Source organism: Aliiroseovarius sp., from assembly GCF_965228805.1.
Lineage (GTDB): Bacteria > Pseudomonadota > Alphaproteobacteria > Rhodobacterales > Rhodobacteraceae > JASBTN01.
On the sequence record NZ_CBDDIE010000003.1, the window covers coordinates 1,371,675 to 1,390,000 of the forward strand.

The following is an 18,326-nucleotide window of genomic DNA, read 5'->3' on the forward strand; positions in this document are numbered from 1 at the left end:
TTTTGCGTTTGTGGGGTTTACCCGTGGGCATGAACCGGGTCAGGGTGGCATGATACGCGGATTGACCAAGGACCCAAGATGCCCGAATTGCCTGAAGTCGAAACCGTCCGTCGGGGTCTCGCCCCGGTGATGGAGGGGGCGCGCATTGCCCGTGCTGATGTGCGCCGCGACGGGCTACGCTGGCCCTTTCCCGATCGCATGGCTGCGCGGTTGACCGGTGCCACGGTGACCCGGCTGGGTCGGCGGTCGAAATACATCCTGGCGGACCTGGATACGGGTGAGACGGCGATCATTCACCTGGGCATGTCCGGGCGCATGCTGATTTCGGGCACGGAACTGGGCAAGTTCCACCACGACCACCCGGCGCCCGAGAAGCACGATCACGTGGTCATCGACATGGAGGATGGCGCGCGGGTGACCTTCAACGACGCGCGGCGCTTCGGAGCGATGGACCTTTGGCCGACCGGAGACATCGCCAACCACAAGCTGATCGCCGCGCTGGGGCCCGAGCCCCTGGGCAATGATTTTCACGAGGACTATCTGGTGGCTCAGTTCAAAGGCAAGAATACCGCCATCAAGAATGCCCTTCTGGACCAGGGAATCATCGCGGGTCTGGGCAATATCTATGTCTGCGAAGTGCTGTTTCGCGCGGGCATTCACCCTGCGCGCAAGGCGGGGCGTATCGCCGCAGCCCGCGTGGCAGGGCTGGTGCCGATCATCCGCGCGGTTCTGGCTGAGGCGATCGAAAGCGGTGGTAGTTCCCTCAAGGATTATCGACAGGCAGACGGGGAGTTGGGCTATTTCCAACACGCTTTCCGTGTGTATGGCCGTGAAAAGGAACGTTGCGTCACCCAGGGCTGCGAGGGGCGAATCGCCCGCCTTGTGCAGGGGGGACGCTCATCTTTCTACTGCCCGCAATGCCAAAGATAACTTGATCGACCTTTCGGTCGGAATTACGACTCCCCGCCAATACCTAAAGGGACAGAAGGCAGGGGAACCATGGCCTACAAGAATATCATCGTCGAAATCGAAGATCACGTCGCCACGATCACGCTGAACCGGCCCAAGGCGCTGAACGCGTTGAATCTGGAACTTCTGGGCGAGCTGGGCGAGGCTCTGGCCGAAGGCCAGAAGAACGACAAGGTGCGCTGCTTCGTCATTACCGGGTCGGAGAAGGCCTTTGCCGCAGGTGCTGACATCAAGATGATGGCAACCCAGAGCTTTGTCGACGTCTTTGCCGGTGACCTGTTCACCCCGGAAGAGGATGCGATCATGCGCATCCGCAAGCCGATCATCGCCGCCGTGTCGGGCTATGCGCTGGGCGGTGGGTGCGAGCTGGCGATGATGTGTGACTTCATCATCGCCTCGGATACGGCCAAGTTCGGCCAGCCCGAGGTGAACCTGGGCGTGATGGCCGGCATGGGCGGCACGCAGCGCCTGACCAAGCTGATTGGCCGCGCCAAGTCGATGGATATGAACCTCACCGGTCGTTTCATGGATGCCGACGAGGCCGAGCGTTCCGGCCTGGTCAGCCGTGTCGTGCCCGCCAAGGACCTGATGAAGGAAGCGCTGTCGGCCGCCGGCAAGATTGCCGAAAAGTCGATGATCACCGTCATGGCGATCAAGGAATCGGTGAACCGTGCCGAGCAGCTGCCGCTGACCGAGGGCATCCTGTTCGAACGCCGTGTATTCCATTCGTTGTTTGCGACCGAGGACCAGAAGGAAGGCATGTCCGCCTTCGCCGAGAAGCGCGAAGCGCAGTTCCGGGACAAATAAGGGCGATTTGCCCTTTCCAAGGCGGCGGCTTTCCCTTATAGACCGCCGCCATACATGCGTGTGAGGCCCGCCTTGGCCAGAATCAGCCGGTTCAGAACCCGGTCGGGCTTTCACGCTACAGAAACGTAATCGACCCGATCCGAAGGACCACACCATGGCCAATTCGCCCCAAGCCAAGAAGCGCGCCCGTCAGAACGAAGCCCGCTTTGCCGTCAACAAAGCCCGCCGTTCGCGCATCCGCACCTACCTGCGCAAAGTCGAAGAAGCCATCGCCTCGGGCGACCAGGCTGCTGCCGCTGCTGCCCTGAAAGAGGCCCAGCCGGAACTGATGCGCGGCGTCACCAAGGGTGTGTTGCACAAGAACACCGCTGCGCGCAAAATGTCGCGCCTGGCTTCGCGTGTGAAGGCGCTGGGCTAACCAGATTCGGCCCCGTACGGGACCAGGGAAAGGGTGCGCCTCGGCGCGCCCTTTTTTGCATTTTGCTTAAGAAAAAACATCTTATTCCACCCCCCGTGGGATTCGTTTCGACAAAGACAGAGTCAAGGATGAAGTTCTGTTGCGCGGGCCGCCTGAGCCGCGCTAGCTTCTCCATGCGATTCACATCGTTGACTTGGGGACAGAAGGCATGAACGCAGCGGCAGAGCCGATTATAAGTGAGGTTTTGCCAAAGGCTGCATGGGACATCCTTGAGGGGGATCCTACTGCCGTATTGGTCGATGTCCGCACGAAGTCCGAATGGGCTTTCGTGGGGGTGCCGGACCTGTCGTCTCTGGGCCGCCGCCTTTTGCAGGTGGAATGGGCCCAGTTGCCGAACATGTCCCAGAACCCGCGTTTCGTGGGCGAGGTGTTGGAGCAGTTGGGCGATCAGATGCCCAAGGTGTTCCTGTTCCTCTGCCGCAGCGGGGTGCGATCAGCAGCCGGGGCCCGAGCGGTCAAGGCGCAGCTGATGGCGCAAGGTCACGAGGCCGATTGCGTGAACGTCCTGGGGGGATTTGAAGGGGACCTCGACGAACACGCGCACCGCGGCTGCGTGAATGGCTGGAAGGTCGAAGAGCTGCCCTGGCGGCAGTCGTAAACGGGAAACTTTGGTGAGTGTCACTGGACCACGCATGCGCGGGGTCCGGAGGGGATATTTTTGCGGGTCGGAGAGCAATGACTAACGAAGAATGGGGACAGGTCCGGGGAAAACTGCAACACGCTGTGGGGCAGAACAATTATACCAACTGGATCGAACCTCTGGAATTCGCGCAGTTGGAAGATGGCGTGGCCACCTTCCTGGTGCCGACGAATTTCATGGGGAACTGGGTCGACCGGAATTTCGGTGACAAGATCCTGAAACAGATGATGGGTGCGGGTGTGGCCGTGTCGCGGCTCGAATTCGTCGTGCCCACGACGCCTGCCGCGCGTAAACCCGCTGCCACCACGGCGGCGACCAATGGCACCGCTACTGCGGCTCCGGCGGCAGCTGTGGCGACCGAGGACAAGGACGACCTGCCCGGTGCCGCGCTGGACGCCCGTTTCACCTTCGACAGCTTCGTCGTCGGCAAGCCGAACGAACTGGCTCACGCCGCCGCGCGTCGCGTTGCCGAAGGTGGCCCGGTTACCTTCAATCCGCTGTTCCTGTACGGTGGCGTCGGCTTGGGTAAGACCCACCTGATGCACGCCATCGCCTGGGAGATCCAGGCCCGCAGCCCCGAGCTGAAGGTTGTGTATCTGTCGGCCGAACAGTTCATGTACCGTTTCGTGCAGGCTCTGCGCGACAAGCAGATGATGGATTTCAAATCGCTGTTCCGCTCGGTCGACGTGCTGATGGTGGACGACGTGCAGTTCATTGCCGGCAAGGATTCCACGCAAGAAGAGTTCTTCCACACGTTCAACGCGCTGGTGGATCAGAACAAGCAGATCATCATTTCGGCCGACCGCGCGCCGGGCGAAATCAAGGACCTGGAAGACCGCATCAAGAGCCGCCTGCAATGTGGCCTGGTCGTCGACCTGCACCCGACCGATTACGAACTGCGCCTGGGCGTGCTGCAGACCAAGGTCAAACAGTACCGCGAGCAGTACAAGGACCTGGTCATCGCCGAGGGCGTGTTGGAGTTTCTTGCCCATCGCATCTCGACCAACGTGCGGGTGCTGGAAGGCGCGCTGATGCGTCTCTTTGCCTTCGCCTCGCTGGTGGGTCGTGAGATCACGCTGGAGCTGACCCAGGACTGTCTAGCCGACATCCTGCGCGCCTCGGACCGCAAGGTCACTGTTGAAGAAATCCAGCGCAAGGTCAGCGAACATTACAACATCCGCCTGTCCGACATGATCGGCCCGAAGCGCGTGCGCACCATTGCGCGACCGCGTCAGGTGGCGATGTATCTGGCCAAACACATGACCTCGCGCTCGCTGCCTGAGATCGGGCGTCGCTTCGGCGGGCGTGACCACACCACGGTCATGCACGGGGTCAAGCGGATCGACGAGCTGAAGGCCACGGACAACCAGATCGCCGAAGATCTGGAGCTTTTGCGCCGCTCTCTCGAAGCTTAACGCGCGCGCGACCCTGCGGGGCCTTGACGGCCCCGTCAAACCATTGGACATTCCAACAAAACCAATAGCCGGGCGGGGAAACGTTTTCTCCGCCCCGGTCGTCGTCAGGAGTGGGACATGAAGATCAGTATCGAACGCGGCACGCTGCTGAAGGCTGTCGGGCAAGCGCAATCGGTTGTCGAGCGTCGCAACACGATCCCGATCCTGGCCAACGTGCTGATCGAAGCCGATGGCGATACCGTGTCCTTCCGCGCCACCGATCTGGATATCGAGGTGGTGGACAAGACCAATGCGATGGTCGAACGTGCCGGTGCCACCACCGTGTCCGCCGTCACCTTGCACGAAATTGTGCGCAAGCTGCCCGACGGGGCGCTGGTGCAGCTGACCGACGATGGTGCCGCAGGCCGCCTGACGGTCGAGGCCGGGCGTTCCAACTTCTCGCTCGCCACCCTGCCCAAGGAAGATTTCCCGGTCATGGCCTCGTCGGATTACTCGGCCAATTTCTCGGCCCCCGCGCCGGTGCTGCGCCGTCTGTTCGACAAGTCGAAATTCGCCATCTCGACCGAAGAAACCCGGTATTACCTGAACGGTGTCTACATGCACGTGTCGGACGGCGAAGACGGCAAGGTGCTGCGCTGCGTGGCGACCGATGGCCACCGCCTGGCCCGGATCGACGCCGACCTGCCGATGGGTGCCGAGGACCTGCCCGGCGTGATCGTGCCCCGCAAGACCGTGGGCGAGCTGCGCAAGCTGCTGGACGATGATGACACCACCATCGCCGTGTCCGTGTCCGAAACCAAGGTGCGTTTCGCCACGCCCGAGATCACCCTGACCTCCAAGGTCATCGACGGGACATTCCCCGACTACACCCGCGTCATTCCGGTGGGCAACACGCGCAAGATGGAAGTGGACGCGACCGAGTTCGCCCAGGCCGTGGACCGTGTGGCGACCGTGTCGTCGGAACGCTCGCGCGCCGTGAAACTGTCGCTGGACGAAGACCGTCTGGTCCTGTCGGTGAACGCCCCCGACGCGGGCGCCGCCGAGGAAGAGCTGGCTGTGGCCTATGGCGACGAGCGGCTGGAGATCGGCTTCAACGCCAAGTACCTGCTGGAGATCGCCAGCCAGGTCGACCGTGAAAACGCGGTCTTCCTGTTCAACAACTCGGGCGACCCGACCCTGATGCGCGAAGGCGGCGATACCTCTGCCGTCTACGTCGTCATGCCGATGCGCGTGTGACCGCGCTTGCCGTCCAGGATCTGACCCTCAGCCATTTCCGCAGCCACAAGGCGGCGCGCCTGTCCTTGGATGGGCGCCCGGTGGCGATCCATGGGCGCAACGGCGCGGGCAAGACCAATGTGCTGGAGGCGATCAGCCTGCTGTCGCCTGGCCGGGGCCTGCGCGGCGCCAAACCGGACGAGATGTCCCGCAAGCCCGAGGCGCTGGGCTGGAAGGTCCGCGCGGTGTTGCAAAGTCTGCACCAACTGCACGAGGTCGAAACCTGGTCCGACGCAGGCGCGGCGCGGCAGGTTAAGATCGACGACAAGCCCGCCCCGCAGGTGGCCTTGGGGCGCATCGCCCGGGTGCTTTGGCTGGTGCCCGCGATGGACCGGCTCTGGACCGAAAGCGCCGAGGGGCGGCGGCGGTTCCTTGACCGCATGACGATGAGTTTCGAGCCCGCCCATGCGGATGCCGTCCTGACCTATGAAAAGGCGATGCGGGAACGCAACCGGCTGCTGAAGGACGGGCAGCGTGACGCCCATTGGTATCATGCTTTGGAAGTGCAGATGGCCCAGGCCGGGGCCCGCATCCATGCGGGGCGGTTGGCCGCGCTGGGTCAGCTGACCTCGGCCCAGGCGGAGGCTGAAACCGCCTTTCCGGTGGCCGACCTGACCCTGTTTCACGCCGATGAGTTTGACCTGCCCCATGAACCGGACGACCTGGCTGACGCCTTTGCCGACAGCCGTCCGCGCGACCTAATGGCGGGCCGAACCCTGGTGGGGCCTCACCGTGCCGACATGGGCGCCACCTATGCCGCCAAGGGCGTGGCCGCGCGGGATTGCTCGACCGGCGAGCAAAAGGCGCTGCTGGTCAGCTTGATCCTGGCGAACGGCCGCGCCTTGGCGCATGAGTTTGGCGCCCCGCCGATCCTGTTGCTTGATGAGGTTGCCGCCCATCTTGACGCGGGACGCCGCGCGGCGCTCTATGACGAAATCTGCGCTCTGGGCGCGCAGGCCTTCATGACCGGCACCGGCCCGGAACTGTTCGAGGCGCTGGGCGACCGGGCGATGTATTTCGAAGTGAGCGAGGTGGACGGCACCTCGCATATTGAAAGGGCAGACCCATGAAAGCCAACCGCGTCACGTTGATCACCCTGGGGGTCAAGGATCTGGACCGCGCCCGGGCCTTCTATGAAGCGTTGGGGTGGGAGCCGTCCAACGTGCTGGACGAGGTCGCCTTCTACGACATGAACGGCATGAAGTTCGGTTTCTACACGCTCGAAGGCCTGGCAAAGGACACGCGGCGCAAGGTCGAGGATCTGAAGACCGGCGCGATGACGCTTGCGCAATGTTTCCCGACCGAGGCGGATGTGGACGCCGCCTTCGACAAGGCGCTTGCCGCCGGCGCGACCGAGGTGGCCCGGCCCGAAAAGGTCTTCTGGGGCGGCTATTCCGGCTATATCGCCGACCCGGATGGCCACCTGTGGGAATATGCCATGAACCCGTTCTGGGAGATGGATGAAGACGGTCTGTTGACGTGACCATCACCGCAGTTGAACTCGGCTTCTACATCGCGGGCCTGTTCATCCTCTTCCTGACCCCCGGCCCGGTCTGGGTGGCGCTGGTGGCGCGGGCATTGGCGGGCGGGTTTCGCCAGGCCTGGCCGGTCACCATGGGGGTGGCGATTGGCGACGTACTCTGGTCAGTGCTGGCGGTGCTGGGCGTGGGTTGGGTCACCACCACCTGGGGCGGCGCGATGGAGGTTCTGCGCTGGGTTGCCTGTGCCTTCTTCCTGTACCTCGGCATCACCATCCTGCGCCACGCGGGCGACAGTCTGGAGCGTGACAGCCGCCTGACCCGTCCCGGCATGTGGGCGGGCTTTGTCGCCGGGCTGATCGTGATCCTGGGAAATCCCAAGGCGATCCTGTTCTACATGGGCGTGCTGCCGGGGTTCTTTGACCTTTCGCGACTGACGGTGCCGGACATTGCGGCCATCGCCACGGCCTCCTTCACCGTGCCGCTGGTGGGCAACCTGGGCCTGGCCTGGTTCGTTGACCGGGTGCGCCGGGTGTTGGCCTCCCCCAAGGCCGTCAAGCGCATGAACCTGACCGCCGGTGGGCTGTTGATCGCCGTGGGTCTGGCGATCCCTTTCCTGTAACGCAGAAACTTGCCGCATCTGCGTGACATCCCCCCCTGGAACCAATATAAAAACCGGAAGGCAGAACAGGACTTCCCGAATGGCGGATGACGCACAGAAAGGCGCCGAATACGGCGCCGATTCCATCAAGGTTCTCAAAGGTTTGGAAGCGGTGCGCAAGCGCCCGGGCATGTATATCGGTGATACCGATGACGGCTCGGGCCTGCATCACATGGTCTATGAGGTGGTGGATAACGGCATCGACGAGGCGCTGGCCGGTCACGCGGACGCGGTGACGGTGACGATCCATGCGGATTCGTCCGTCTCCGTCAGCGACAACGGGCGCGGCATTCCGGTGGATATTCACCCCGAGGAAGGCGTGTCTGCGGCCGAGGTCATCATGACCCAACTGCACGCGGGCGGGAAGTTCGACTCGAATTCCTACAAGGTGTCGGGCGGTCTGCACGGCGTGGGCGTGTCGGTCGTGAACGCGCTGTCCGTCTGGCTGGAGCTGCGCATCTGGCGCGATGGTAAGGAGCATTACGCCAAGTTTGCCCATGGCGAGACGGTCGAGCACCTGAAAGTGGTCGGCGACTGCGGTGATCGCACCGGGACCGAAGTGCGGTTCCTGGCCTCGACCGAGACTTTCTCGAACCTCGAATACCAATTCAAGACGCTGGAAAACCGCCTGCGTGAACTGGCCTTCCTGAACTCGGGTGTGCGCATCATCCTCGAAGATGAACGCCCGGCCGAAAAGCTCAGCACCGACCTGCATTACGACGGGGGCGTGAAGGAGTTCGTCAAATACCTGGACCGGCACAAGACCCCGATGGTGGACGAGCCGATCTTCATTACCGGCGAAAAGGATGGCATCACCGTCGAGGTCGCGATGTGGTGGAACGACAGCTATCACGAAACGGTGCTGCCCTTTACCAACAACATCCCGCAGCGCGATGGCGGCACCCACCTGGCCGGCTTTCGCGGCGCGCTGACGCGTACGATCAACCTCTATGCCAACAGCTCTGGCCTGGCGAAGAAGGAGAAGGTCTCCTTCACCGGGGATGATGCACGCGAGGGGCTGACCTGCGTTCTGTCGGTGAAAGTGCCGGACCCGAAATTCAGCTCGCAGACCAAGGACAAGCTGGTGTCGTCCGAAGTGCGCCCGGCGGTCGAAGGGCTGATGAACGAGAAGCTGCAGGAGTGGTTCGACGAGAACCCGCAGCTGGCCAAGCTGATTGTCGGCAAGATCATCGAGGCCGCCCTGGCCCGTGAGGCTGCCCGCAAGGCGCGGGAAATGACGCGCAAGAAATCGACGCTGGATGTCGCCTCGCTGCCCGGGAAACTGGCGGATTGCCAGGAGAAGGACCCGGCCAAGCGCGAATTGTTCCTGGTCGAGGGTGACTCGGCCGGTGGTTCCGCCAAACAGGGGCGTTCGCGTCACGACCAGGCGGTGTTGCCCCTGCGCGGCAAGATCCTGAACGTGGAACGCGCACGGTTCGACCGCATGCTGTCGAGTCAGGAGATCGGCACGCTGATCACCGCACTGGGCACCGGTATCGGGCGCGACGAGTTCGACATCTCGAAACTGCGCTATCACAAGGTCATCATCATGACCGATGCGGACGTCGACGGCGCCCACATCCGCACGCTGCTGCTGACCTTCTTCTTCCGCCAGATGCCGGAGCTGATCGAGGGTGGCTATCTCTATATCGCGCAGCCGCCACTGTACAAAGTCAGCCGCGGCAAGTCCGAGGTTTATGTAAAGGACCAAACCGCGCTGGAGGATTACCTGGTCGCCCAGGGCATCGAAGGCACCGTGCTGCGTCTGGCGGGTGGCGAGGAAATCGCGGGCGCCGACCTGGCCCGTGTGGTCGAGGCCGCGCGCAACTTCAAGCGCATCCTGGACGCTTTCCCGACCCATTACCCGCGCAACATCCTGGAGCAGGCCGCCTTGGCGGGCGCTTTCGATCCGGGCAAGGCGGATGCGGACCTGCAAGCCGTGGCCAATGATGTGGCCAACCGTCTGGACCAGGTCGCGGTGGAATATGAACGCGGCTGGGCCGGGCGGATCACCCAGGACCACGGTATTCGCCTGTCGCGCATCCTGCGTGGGGTCGAAGAGATCCGCACGCTGGACGGCGCCGTGTTGCGCTCCGGCGAGGCGCGGCGCTTGTCCGAGGTTTCGATGGAGACCCGCGATATTTACGCCGATCCCGCCCGTCTGTCGCGCAAGGAGCGTGAGGTGATCGTGCATGGTCCCGTCGATCTGCTGAGCGCGATCCTGGCCGAGGGCGAAAAGGGTCTGACCCTGCAACGCTACAAGGGGCTGGGCGAGATGAACCCGGACCAGCTGTGGGAAACCACCCTGGACCACGAGGCCCGCACGCTTTTGCAGGTCAAGGTGGACGACCTGGGCCAGGCTGACGACATCTTTACCAAGCTGATGGGCGACGTGGTTGAACCGCGCCGCGAGTTCATCCAACAGAATGCCCTGTCGGTTGAGAACCTGGACTTCTGATCGCTTGTAAGGATCCCCCGCGCACTGCGAACACCCCATCGGTTTGCGGTGTGTTCCCATAGTGCTGCGGGGCGCTTACGGAAGTCCGGACTTCCGCAACGTGATCATGCTTCTGCTGCAGCGCGGATCCTCAGGTCTTTCGCCTGTTCTTCGACCCAGCTCGCAAACAGTCTGGCCTTTGGCTTGGCACCTGCATTCACTTGCAGAAAGTAGCCTCGATTAGAGCGGATCGAATGCGTTCCCACGTGCACAAGCCGCCGCTGGTCAAAGAACTTGCCGATGAAGGGTAGAAAGCCGATCGCAATGCCCCGTCTGTATGCCGCGGCTTCCAGAACCATATGGGGTTCTTCCAGGACTTCGCCGCGTTCCGCAAAACCTGCCGGAGCCCCGATGGTGGAAAGCCAATGGCGCCAGGTCGAACGATCACGGTAATGAATTGGTGGTAGTGTTTCTTCCCAGAAGTTGTCGCCAATCTGCACCCCGGGTGCGGCGACCGGAACGGCTTTGGTGTCAAACAGCAGTGCTGCGTTGTTGCCCACTGTGCCATCCAGTTCGGCCCAGATGATCGAGACTTCCGCCAGACGGGTATCCGGTTGGCCGATCACATGGATCAAATCCAGCCGCAGGCCGGGGTGCTGCGCTTCGAACGCGGCGATCCGTGGCAGCAGCCACTGTGACGACAGATAAGGCCCGACCGACACCCGCAGAACCTCCTGGGCAGTCAAGTGCCCGGTGATCTCTTTGAGTTCATTCCAGATCACTGCTGTGGCGCGCGCCAGTTCGGCGCCGTCCTGGGTGAGCCGGACTTCGCGCACGCGCCGTTCGAACAAGCGCTTTCCAAGGGCGTTTTCAAGCGCGGTAATACGGTGACTGACTGCGGACGGCGTCACGTTCAGGGCCTGAGCCGCGCGGGAAAAGCTCAGACTTTCGGCGGCATGATGAAAATAGACCAGGGCACCCAGATAGGAGGGGTCTTTGGGGTCGGACAGCATGTACACTCCATGGATGAGCCTGGCTCAAGCATCATGTGTTGAATTGGAATTTGTCAAATATATTCGAAGGGGACCTTACTGCGGGCAGGAAACCCGCGAGGAACTGCCCAATGCCATCCACACGTCACAACATCCGGTCTGTCGCCACCGAAAATGACCTTTTGATCGTACGATGGGCGGACGGCCACGAAAGCCGGTTTCATCCCATCTGGCTGAGGCACCAATGCTGGTGCCCGGACTGTGGCACGCCAGAGACCGGTGTACGTGGCATCCGCCTGCATCATATCGACGAAGGGGTCTCCATTCAGAGTGCGTATGTGGATGGCAACAGCGTTCAGGTCATCTGGCCGGACGGACACCGGTCCGAATACGCGGCGCGCTGGCTGCGCAATCACTGCTACTCCGATGTTGAGCGTGCCCGCAGGCGTGTGCGGCCTGTCCTGTGGGACGGAACGCTTGGCGCAGGTATTCCGGTTGGATCGCTAACCGAGGCTGAGGCGGACCCGGCGGCCCGGTTGAAAATTCTTGAAAGGGTGCGGGACTACGGGTTCTGCAAGATCGTCAATGCGCCCACCGACAAGGCCGAGAGCCAGCGGATGATCCAGCTGGTCGGGGCGCAGCGACAGACACATTACGGCACCTACACACTGGAAAAGAAGAAGACTGTGACCAATGTGGGTGACACCACTGGCCCGCTGGACCCGCATGTGGACGAGCCCTACCGCTATGCCGCGATCGGCATCACCGTATTTCAGGTTCTGCGGCCCAGCTCGAACGGGGGTGCCTCGACCCTGGTGGACGGGTTCGAAGCCGTCCGGCGCCTGAAAGAGCAGTGGCCCGACGATTTCGACCTGCTGTGCAACATGCCGGTGACCTGCCAGCGCTTCGATCCCGGTGACAACAGCCATGGCAACATGCGCTGGTACAAATCCCGGCTGCCGATCATTCGGCTGGATGACCGGGGTGAGGTCTGCGGTGTGCGGATGAACGAACGGCAGATTTCGCCGCTGGATGTGCCTGCCGATCAGGTGGGGCCTGCCTATCGTGCCCTAAAGCGCCTGTTTTCGTTGCTCTACGATGACGACTTGCGGCTGACATTGGACCTGAAAGCAGGCGAAGGGCTGCTCTTTGACAATCAGCGGCTGTTGCATGGGCGGACCGGGTTCACGCCGGAAACGCCTCCACGTGCCGTACTGACATCTTCGGTCGATCTGGACGATTTCCATTCCACTATGCGCCTTCTGCAACGGGAGCTGGACCCTGATGCCATGCATCTGGTGCTGCAGCAGGGGATGGCGGGATGAGTGCCCCATTCAAGGTGCTGGCGCTGGGCGGTGACCATATTGGTCCTGAGGTTGTGGTGAGCGGGCTGGCCGTGCTGCGTCAAGTCGCTGATCAATTCGGTGTGGCGGTCGAGGTAGACGAAGATCTTCTTGGCGGCGCGTCCTGGGATGTGCATGGCACCTTCTGTACGGATGCGGTTGTCGCCAAGGCGCGGGCTGCGGATGCCATCCTGGTCGGGGCAGTGGGCGGGCCGGAATGGGACGGCATCAGGATCGACGGGCCGATCACGGAAACCGACGGCCTGACCCGGCTGCGGATCGAGCTGGATGTCTACAACGCCCTGCGCCCGGCGCGGGCCTGGTCGGCGCTCCTGCCGCGGACGCCCTATCGGCATGAGGTCGTGGACGGGGCCGATCTATTGGTCGTGCGGGAAAACTCGGGCGGCATCTACTATGGTGAACCGCGCGGGCGCGAAGTGCTGAGTGACGGCCAGGTCCGGGCCTTTGAAATCAGCGAATACCGCACTCAGGAAATCGAACGCATCGCCCGATGTGCCTTCGAGGCCGCGCGCGGGCGACGGGGGCATGTAACATCCCTGGACAAGTCCAACGTGATGGAGAGCGGTAAGCTTTGGCGTGAAACGGTGGAGCGGATCGGGCGTGACGAGTATCCCGATATCGAACTCCGCCATTTGCTGATGGACTACGCACTCTTTGCCGTGGCCCGCGCGCCGCGTGATTTCGACGTGCTGCTGGCTGACAACCTGTTCGGCGATCTTGTTTCGGACCTGATCGCGGTGGTCTCCGGGTCGCTGGGCATGCTGCCTTCCGCGACCCTTCCTGCCGCCGCCAAGGCAGGGCATCCCGTAAAGGGTGGGCTCTACGAGCCGACGCATGGCAGCGCGCCGGATATCTCCGGACAGGGAATTGCGAACCCGATTGGTACGATCTTGTCGGTCGCGATGATGTTTGAGCATGGCTTTGGTCAGGCTCTAGCTGCGCGTGCCATCGAAAGGGCTGTGGACGGTGTTTTGAATGAGGGGCTGCTGCCGCCGGACCTGGGTGGGGTGGCCGATACGGCTGCGATCACGCAAGCGGTTCTGCGGCGTTTGAGGCAGGATACATCCTGATGGGATGGCATCGGGGTGATGCGCCATGGGAAGCCCGGGGGCAGTAAGCGCTGTAGTCCTTCACCCCGCCAATCGCCGCATCAGCCCCTCTACCGGGCCGCGTTTGAAGCGGCGCGACCAGGCCAGGGCATAAACCAGGCTTGCCATACAGAAGAGCCCTGCGGCGCTTAGCGCCGTGCCTATGCTCTGCCCGCCCAAAAGGCCCAGCATGTCCAGCGTCACCATGCCCACCAGGATATGCGCGAGGTAAAGTGTCAGGGCCTGCCGCCCCGCTGGCGTAACCAGCCGCAAAACGGGTGCCATCACCGGGCGATCCGCCAGCCACAGGCAGGCGCCGATCAGGCAAGCCGCAAAGCCGGACCCGGCCAGGGTATATAGCGGGGTTGCGGGCACCGCGCCGGTGGTCAGTACTTCGGCAAGTTCAGGATCGAGATGACCAAAGGCAGCCCGAAGCGCGGCCGCCGCCGTTTCGGCCAGGGCAATTGCGGTCAGTCCCGCCGCGATCAACATCCCCTGCACCGTCGGCCGGTCCAATGGCAGACGGGACAGCAGTACGCCCAGCAGCAGAAAGCCAAGCCAGGGCACGACCGGATGCCAGCCGTTGAAGAACAGGTTTCGCACAAAGCCCACCGGGGTCCAGAACTCCGGATAGCTGTATGTGGCGAAGTCCCAGCCAGCCTCGAAGTCCAAGGTTAGCAGCAGGATGACGGCCAGCACATTCAAACCGAGGATCACGGCAATCAAGGCCGGACCGCGTAGTGGCAGAAACAGCACGCCTGTGAACTCAAGTTAGGTTGCGACATTTCTTGTTATCCAAGTTTTCTCAGTTCTTCGGTGAATGCTTCTGTTGGCGTTCGCCACCCAAGACATTTCCTTGGTGTTCCGTTCAGGCGGTCACAAATCGCCTTCATGTCGCGATTTGAGAGCGCCGCGATCGGGGTATCGCGCGGCAAATACCTTCGAGCCCGTTTGTTCAGGTTCTCAACCGAGCCTTTTTGCCATGGGGCCTGCGGATCACAGAACCAGGCGCTCGTTCCAATTCCTGATTCCAGCTTTCGCCATCCCGAGAACTCAATTCCGCGATCAAAAGTAATAGACTGGCGCGCGATCTGGGGCAGGGGTTCCATTACGTTCATGAGTTTCGCCATGAAGTGTTTCGAACTGCGATCATTGTTGCGGAACAAGACTGCAAAGCGGGTCTTCCGTTCGACCAACGATGCGACGTTTGCTTTCCCGTGCTCTTGCCGGAAAATCATAAGATCACCTTCCCATTCCCCAAAAGTTGAACGTTCTTTTATGTACTCAGGCCTGTTGTGGATCGATCTTTCAAGCGGGAACATCATGCCGCGAGGTGTGCGAGAATAGCGCGGTTTTCGCTTCTTCCGCCGTTCTGGAAGGTAACGTGCCAACGCCTGTGATTGACCGTCTGGGCTGTAGACATAGGCGTAAATCGTCTCATGACTGACGGTCGTTGCATGACCTTCAAGCTTTAGACGACCTGCAATCTGTTCCGGTGACCAACCTTCTTGGAGCCGTCCTATCACAGCTTCCCGGAGTTCAGGAATACGCACCAGTTTGCGACGTCTTGCACGGCGATCAGCCGCCGATTTCTGGGCAAGCATCCCGTAGTAGCCATTGAGCTGAGGCAACTCTTCATCCTTGAAGAAATTGCGTTTGATCTCACGATAGACAGTCGCACGGTGGCGATTGATCTGGCGCGCAATCTCGGCGACTTTTACCTTCCTATGCAAAAGGTCCTCGATTTTGCGCCGTTCGGCTAGATTTAGCTCGGTTCGTTTCATAAACTGTTCTCCTGACTTTCCAGTAGGATAGAGGAAAAGTCGCTTCCCAGTTTAGAATGTGCCGCCGAAGAAGAAGTAGAACGCATAATAATGCAGGATGTCGGCGTCGAAGATCAGCATGTTCATGAGCCCAGCCACCAGCAGGAACAGCGCGCGTTTCGTGGTGACACCCAGGGTGGCTGAGTATTCTGCCCGCCCGGCGGCCAATCCCAAACCGATCCCAGCCAACACGACAAAGCTTGCCGCTGCACGACCTTCCAGCCCTCCGGCGAAAGCTGCCATCCAACCACTGCCGCCCTCGGCCCCCATGACAATCTTGAAGTTCACGATCACCATGCCGCAGAAGGCCAGGAACCGGGCCATGTCCAGGCCTTGAAGACGTGGGGTGCGGGTCATGGGGGGCTCCAATGGGACGAAAGAATAGGGACGCTTTTTCACGCGGATCGGGATGCTGCAAGTCCCAGCCCCAGTCCCAGTCCCAGCGGATCAGGCCCAGGAAGGCCGAGGTGGAGTCGCAGTCCAACCCGCGTGTGATCTGAAAAGAAGCAGGCCCGGACATCCGCCGGGCCCGCATGTCCTTACAAGCTGTGCAAGCCTTCCAGCTTGTCCTGCGTGCGCAGCTCGAAATCCGAGGCATCGTGGCGTTCGTGCAGCTGTTCCTCGAGCGGCCCCCAGGTGCGGTTCACCATGCGCCCGCGTTTCACGGCGGGGCGGGCCTGGATCTCTTCGGCCCAGCGGGTCAGGTTCTTGTAGCTGGTAACATCCAGGAACTCGGCCGCTTCGTAGGAGTTGTTCAGCACCAGGTTGCCATACCAGGGCCATGTCGCCATGTCGGCAATCGTGTATTCGTCCCCGCCCAGGAACTGGTAATCCTCCAGCTCGCGGTCCAGCACGTCCATCTGGCGTTTGGCTTCCATGGTGAACCGGTTGATCGGATATTCGAACTTCTCGGGCGCATAGGCATAGAAGTGTCCGAAACCGCCGCCCAGATAAGGCGCCGAGCCCTGCAGCCAGAACAGCCAGTTCAGCGCCTCGGTCCGGTGCGCCAGATCCTTGGGCAGGAAGCGCCCGAATTTCTCGGCCAGGTACAGAAGGATCGCGCCGCTTTCGAACACGCGGGCCATGGTGTCGCGGTCAAAGAGCGCGGGGATCTTGGAATTCGGGTTCACGTCCACGAAGCCGGACGAGAACTGGTCGCCCTCCCCGATCTTGATCAGATGCGCGTCATATTCCGCGCCCTTCTCGCCCAGGGCCAACAGCTCTTCGAGCATGATCGTGACCTTCTGCCCGTTCGGTGTGCCTAGCGAATAAAGCTGCAGTGGGTGTTCCCCCACAGGCAGGTCGGCGTCATGGGTCGGGCCGGCGATAGGCCGGTTGATCTTGGCCCATTCGCCACCATTTTCTTCGTCCCAGGTCCAGACCTTCGGGGGCACATAGGTATCGGGCATGAGTGGTTCTCCGCATCTGTTGTTGGAGACATATAAAAGGAGCGTCGCGGGGAATGGCAACCATGCCCCCGCGCCGTCCATGTGCTTTATCGTAATGTGATCAGTTGACGGTCGGGGCGTCACCCTCGTTTTCCGTCGGCAGGGCGCGGTTCGGTTTCGGTGCGACGGCACTGTCGATCACTCCGGCCAATCCATCTTCCATAGACAAGCCCAGCTCGTCACCCAGCTTCTTCAGGGCGGGCAGCTGCACGGCCATGTCCATGATCGAATCCAGCGCCTGGTTCACCGCAGGCTTGTCGCCCTTGGTCGCCGAGGTGCTCCCACCTGCGCCGCCATTCAGCCCACCGACCTGATGAATGCGGATCGAGTCGATCTTTTCGGCCGGTTTCACCATTTCGGCGACAATGCCCGGCAAGGCGTCCAGACGCGCGATGTCGACCTTCATGCCGATCAGTTCCGGCGACAGCACATTCTCGGCCTCGACGATGGCGCGCTTGCCCTCGGCCTCGACCAACAGGTCCTTCTTTTTGGCCTCCGCCCGGATTGAGATCGCATCGGCCTCCGCTTGTGCCTCTTCGCGGCGCGCTTCGGCGCGGTCGGCGGCGGCTTCCTTTTCGGCCTGGGCGGCAAGGCGGATCTTGGTCGCCTCACGCTCGGCTTCGCGCGCCGCGTCGATCAGCGCGATCTGCTTGGAGCGTTCGGCCTCGGCCACTTCGCGGGCCGTGGTCACTGCCTCCATTGCCTTGATCGATTCCGCACGAGCCAGGTCGACGGAGGCGCGGGCGCGGCTTTCCTCTTCCGACTTCTGCGCAATGATCACCTGGCGTTCCTGTTCGGCCACCTCGACCTCGCGGTCACGGGTGATCTCGGCGGCGCGAATGGCCTGTTCACGGGACACACGGGCCTGTTCCTTCTCGCGCGCGGCCTCTTCTTGTTTCAGGGCGACCTCGGCCTCTTGGGCCGCGCGCAGGGTTTCGACGATCTTGGCCTGTTCGATCTGCGCGGCCTTCTCGTCCTGCTCGATCACCAGCTTCTGGCGTTCGGCCTCCATCGCGGCGCGACGCACGGCGACCTCGGCCTCCGCATCAATCTGCGCGCGCTCCTTCTTCGAGGTCGCAATGACCTCGGCCAGTTTGCGCATGCCGACCGCGTTGAAGGCGTTGTTTTCGTCCAGCGCCTCGAAGGGCGTCTGGTCCAGCGCGGTCAGGGACACCGACTCCAACGACAGACCGTTCTTCAAAAGATCTTCGGACACGGCGTTCTGTACTTCCTGGACAAAGTCCGAGCGGTTCTCGTGCAGCCCGTCCATGGTCATCTGTGCAGCCACGGCGCGCAGACCGTCCACCAGCTTGCCCTCGATCATCTCGCGCAGCTGGCCCACGTCGAAGGTGCGGTCGCCCAGGGTTTGGGCGGCGCGGGCGATGCCCTCCTCGGTCGCATTGACCGAGACATAGAACTCCACCCCCACGTCTACACGCATGCGGTCCTTG

General features: G+C 62.1%; 18 protein-coding genes (1 of these 18 only partly in view). 12 read left to right on the forward strand and 6 right to left on the reverse strand.

Annotated elements, in window-relative coordinates; all coding sequences use genetic code 11:
• Positions 1-78 precede the first annotated feature (78 nt).
• The 10 genes from mutM (at position 79) to gyrB (ending at position 10,181) form a co-directional block, all read left to right on the forward strand.
• Positions 79-930 carry a bifunctional DNA-formamidopyrimidine glycosylase/DNA-(apurinic or apyrimidinic site) lyase gene (mutM, locus tag ACO07D_RS07970; protein WP_421702419.1) on the forward strand — a complete coding sequence of 284 codons (852 nt, stop codon included), beginning with the start codon at positions 79-81 and terminating at the stop codon, positions 928-930.
• Positions 931-999: 69 nt separating this feature from the next.
• Positions 1,000-1,776, forward strand: a complete 777-nt coding sequence (locus tag ACO07D_RS07975) for an enoyl-CoA hydratase (protein ID WP_421702420.1) — start codon at positions 1,000-1,002, stop codon at positions 1,774-1,776.
• Between the two features lie 154 nt (positions 1,777-1,930).
• Positions 1,931-2,194, forward strand: coding sequence for a 30S ribosomal protein S20 (gene rpsT / locus ACO07D_RS07980; protein ID WP_421702421.1), 264 nt, complete (start codon positions 1,931-1,933; stop codon positions 2,192-2,194).
• Positions 2,195-2,402: 208 nt separating this feature from the next.
• Positions 2,403-2,852, forward strand: a complete 450-nt coding sequence (locus ACO07D_RS07985; protein ID WP_421702422.1) for a rhodanese-like domain-containing protein — start codon at positions 2,403-2,405, stop codon at positions 2,850-2,852.
• Between the two features lie 77 nt (positions 2,853-2,929).
• Positions 2,930-4,309, forward strand: coding sequence for a chromosomal replication initiator protein DnaA (dnaA, locus tag ACO07D_RS07990; RefSeq protein WP_421702423.1), 1,380 nt, complete (start codon positions 2,930-2,932; stop codon positions 4,307-4,309).
• 117 nt (positions 4,310-4,426) lie between these two features.
• Complete coding sequence (dnaN, locus tag ACO07D_RS07995) at positions 4,427-5,545, forward strand: DNA polymerase III subunit beta (protein ID WP_421702424.1); 1,119 nt, start codon at positions 4,427-4,429, stop codon at positions 5,543-5,545.
• Positions 5,542-6,654, forward strand: a complete 1,113-nt coding sequence (gene recF, locus ACO07D_RS08000) for a DNA replication/repair protein RecF (RefSeq protein WP_421702425.1) — start codon at positions 5,542-5,544, stop codon at positions 6,652-6,654. The genes dnaN and recF overlap by 4 nt, the downstream gene beginning before the upstream one ends.
• Entirely contained in the window at positions 6,651-7,067 is a 417-nt protein-coding gene (locus ACO07D_RS08005; RefSeq protein WP_421702426.1) for a VOC family protein, read from the forward strand. Before recF ends, ACO07D_RS08005 begins: the two co-directional genes overlap by 4 nt.
• Positions 7,064-7,684 carry a LysE family translocator gene (locus ACO07D_RS08010; RefSeq protein WP_421702427.1) on the forward strand — a complete coding sequence of 207 codons (621 nt, stop codon included), beginning with the start codon at positions 7,064-7,066 and terminating at the stop codon, positions 7,682-7,684. The genes ACO07D_RS08005 and ACO07D_RS08010 overlap by 4 nt, the downstream gene beginning before the upstream one ends.
• Positions 7,685-7,763: 79 nt before the next feature.
• Positions 7,764-10,181, forward strand: a complete 2,418-nt coding sequence (gyrB, locus tag ACO07D_RS08015) for a DNA topoisomerase (ATP-hydrolyzing) subunit B (protein WP_421702428.1) — start codon at positions 7,764-7,766, stop codon at positions 10,179-10,181.
• A 104-nt stretch (positions 10,182-10,285) separates the two neighbouring features.
• Here the strand turns inward: gyrB and ACO07D_RS08020 are convergent, their stop codons facing one another.
• Positions 10,286-11,173: a LysR family transcriptional regulator gene (locus ACO07D_RS08020; RefSeq protein WP_421702429.1), complete on the reverse strand. Its 888-nt coding sequence runs from the start codon at positions 11,171-11,173 to the stop codon at positions 10,286-10,288.
• Between the two features lie 110 nt (positions 11,174-11,283).
• Between ACO07D_RS08020 and ACO07D_RS08025 the strand changes: the two genes are divergently transcribed.
• Positions 11,284-12,477, forward strand: coding sequence for a TauD/TfdA family dioxygenase (locus ACO07D_RS08025; RefSeq protein WP_421702430.1), 1,194 nt, complete (start codon positions 11,284-11,286; stop codon positions 12,475-12,477).
• The gene (gene leuB, locus ACO07D_RS08030) at positions 12,474-13,586 is read left to right on the forward strand and encodes a 3-isopropylmalate dehydrogenase (protein WP_421702431.1); all 1,113 of its coding nucleotides are present in this window, start codon (positions 12,474-12,476) and stop codon (positions 13,584-13,586) included. The genes ACO07D_RS08025 and leuB overlap by 4 nt, the downstream gene beginning before the upstream one ends.
• A 60-nt stretch (positions 13,587-13,646) precedes the next feature.
• Here the strand turns inward: leuB and ACO07D_RS08035 are convergent, their stop codons facing one another.
• The 5 genes from ACO07D_RS08035 to ACO07D_RS08055 form a co-directional block, all read right to left on the reverse strand.
• The gene (locus ACO07D_RS08035; protein WP_421702432.1) at positions 13,647-14,321 is read right to left on the reverse strand and encodes a DUF418 domain-containing protein; all 675 of its coding nucleotides are present in this window, start codon (positions 14,319-14,321) and stop codon (positions 13,647-13,649) included.
• A 74-nt stretch (positions 14,322-14,395) separates the two neighbouring features.
• Positions 14,396-15,388, reverse strand: a complete 993-nt coding sequence (locus ACO07D_RS08040; RefSeq protein ID WP_421701032.1) for an IS30 family transposase — start codon at positions 15,386-15,388, stop codon at positions 14,396-14,398.
• 51 nt (positions 15,389-15,439) lie between these two features.
• Positions 15,440-15,784, reverse strand: coding sequence for a hypothetical protein (locus tag ACO07D_RS08045; RefSeq protein WP_421702433.1), 345 nt, complete (start codon positions 15,782-15,784; stop codon positions 15,440-15,442).
• A 182-nt stretch (positions 15,785-15,966) separates the two neighbouring features.
• The gene (gene yghU / locus ACO07D_RS08050; RefSeq protein WP_421702434.1) at positions 15,967-16,836 is read right to left on the reverse strand and encodes a glutathione-dependent disulfide-bond oxidoreductase; all 870 of its coding nucleotides are present in this window, start codon (positions 16,834-16,836) and stop codon (positions 15,967-15,969) included.
• A gap of 100 nt (positions 16,837-16,936) precedes the next feature.
• Positions 16,937-18,326: the 3' portion of a flotillin family protein gene (locus tag ACO07D_RS08055; RefSeq protein ID WP_421702435.1), read on the reverse strand. The gene runs 251 nt beyond the window's last position; only the last 1,390 of its 1,641 coding nucleotides appear in the window; its start codon lies off the right edge, out of view — the gene reads right to left on this strand; it ends in the stop codon at positions 16,937-16,939.

Coding starts and splice junctions, on each gene's coding strand:
- ACO07D_RS08045 (WP_421702433.1), bottom strand. CDS start 15,784: ATGACCCGCACCCCACGTCTTCAAGGCCTGGACATGGCCCGGTTCCTG.
- dnaA (WP_421702423.1), top strand. CDS start 2,930: ATGACTAACGAAGAATGGGGACAGGTCCGGGGAAAACTGCAACACGCT.
- yghU (WP_421702434.1), bottom strand. CDS start 16,836: ATGCCCGATACCTATGTGCCCCCGAAGGTCTGGACCTGGGACGAAGAA.
- gyrB (WP_421702428.1), top strand. CDS start 7,764: ATGGCGGATGACGCACAGAAAGGCGCCGAATACGGCGCCGATTCCATC.
- dnaN (WP_421702424.1), top strand. CDS start 4,427: ATGAAGATCAGTATCGAACGCGGCACGCTGCTGAAGGCTGTCGGGCAA.
- ACO07D_RS08025 (WP_421702430.1), top strand. CDS start 11,284: ATGCCATCCACACGTCACAACATCCGGTCTGTCGCCACCGAAAATGAC.
- leuB (WP_421702431.1), top strand. CDS start 12,474: ATGAGTGCCCCATTCAAGGTGCTGGCGCTGGGCGGTGACCATATTGGT.
- ACO07D_RS08020 (WP_421702429.1), bottom strand. CDS start 11,173: ATGCTGTCCGACCCCAAAGACCCCTCCTATCTGGGTGCCCTGGTCTAT.
- ACO07D_RS07985 (WP_421702422.1), top strand. CDS start 2,403: ATGAACGCAGCGGCAGAGCCGATTATAAGTGAGGTTTTGCCAAAGGCT.
- ACO07D_RS08005 (WP_421702426.1), top strand. CDS start 6,651: ATGAAAGCCAACCGCGTCACGTTGATCACCCTGGGGGTCAAGGATCTG.
- rpsT (WP_421702421.1), top strand. CDS start 1,931: ATGGCCAATTCGCCCCAAGCCAAGAAGCGCGCCCGTCAGAACGAAGCC.
- ACO07D_RS07975 (WP_421702420.1), top strand. CDS start 1,000: ATGGCCTACAAGAATATCATCGTCGAAATCGAAGATCACGTCGCCACG.
- mutM (WP_421702419.1), top strand. CDS start 79: ATGCCCGAATTGCCTGAAGTCGAAACCGTCCGTCGGGGTCTCGCCCCG.
- ACO07D_RS08040 (WP_421701032.1), bottom strand. CDS start 15,388: ATGAAACGAACCGAGCTAAATCTAGCCGAACGGCGCAAAATCGAGGAC.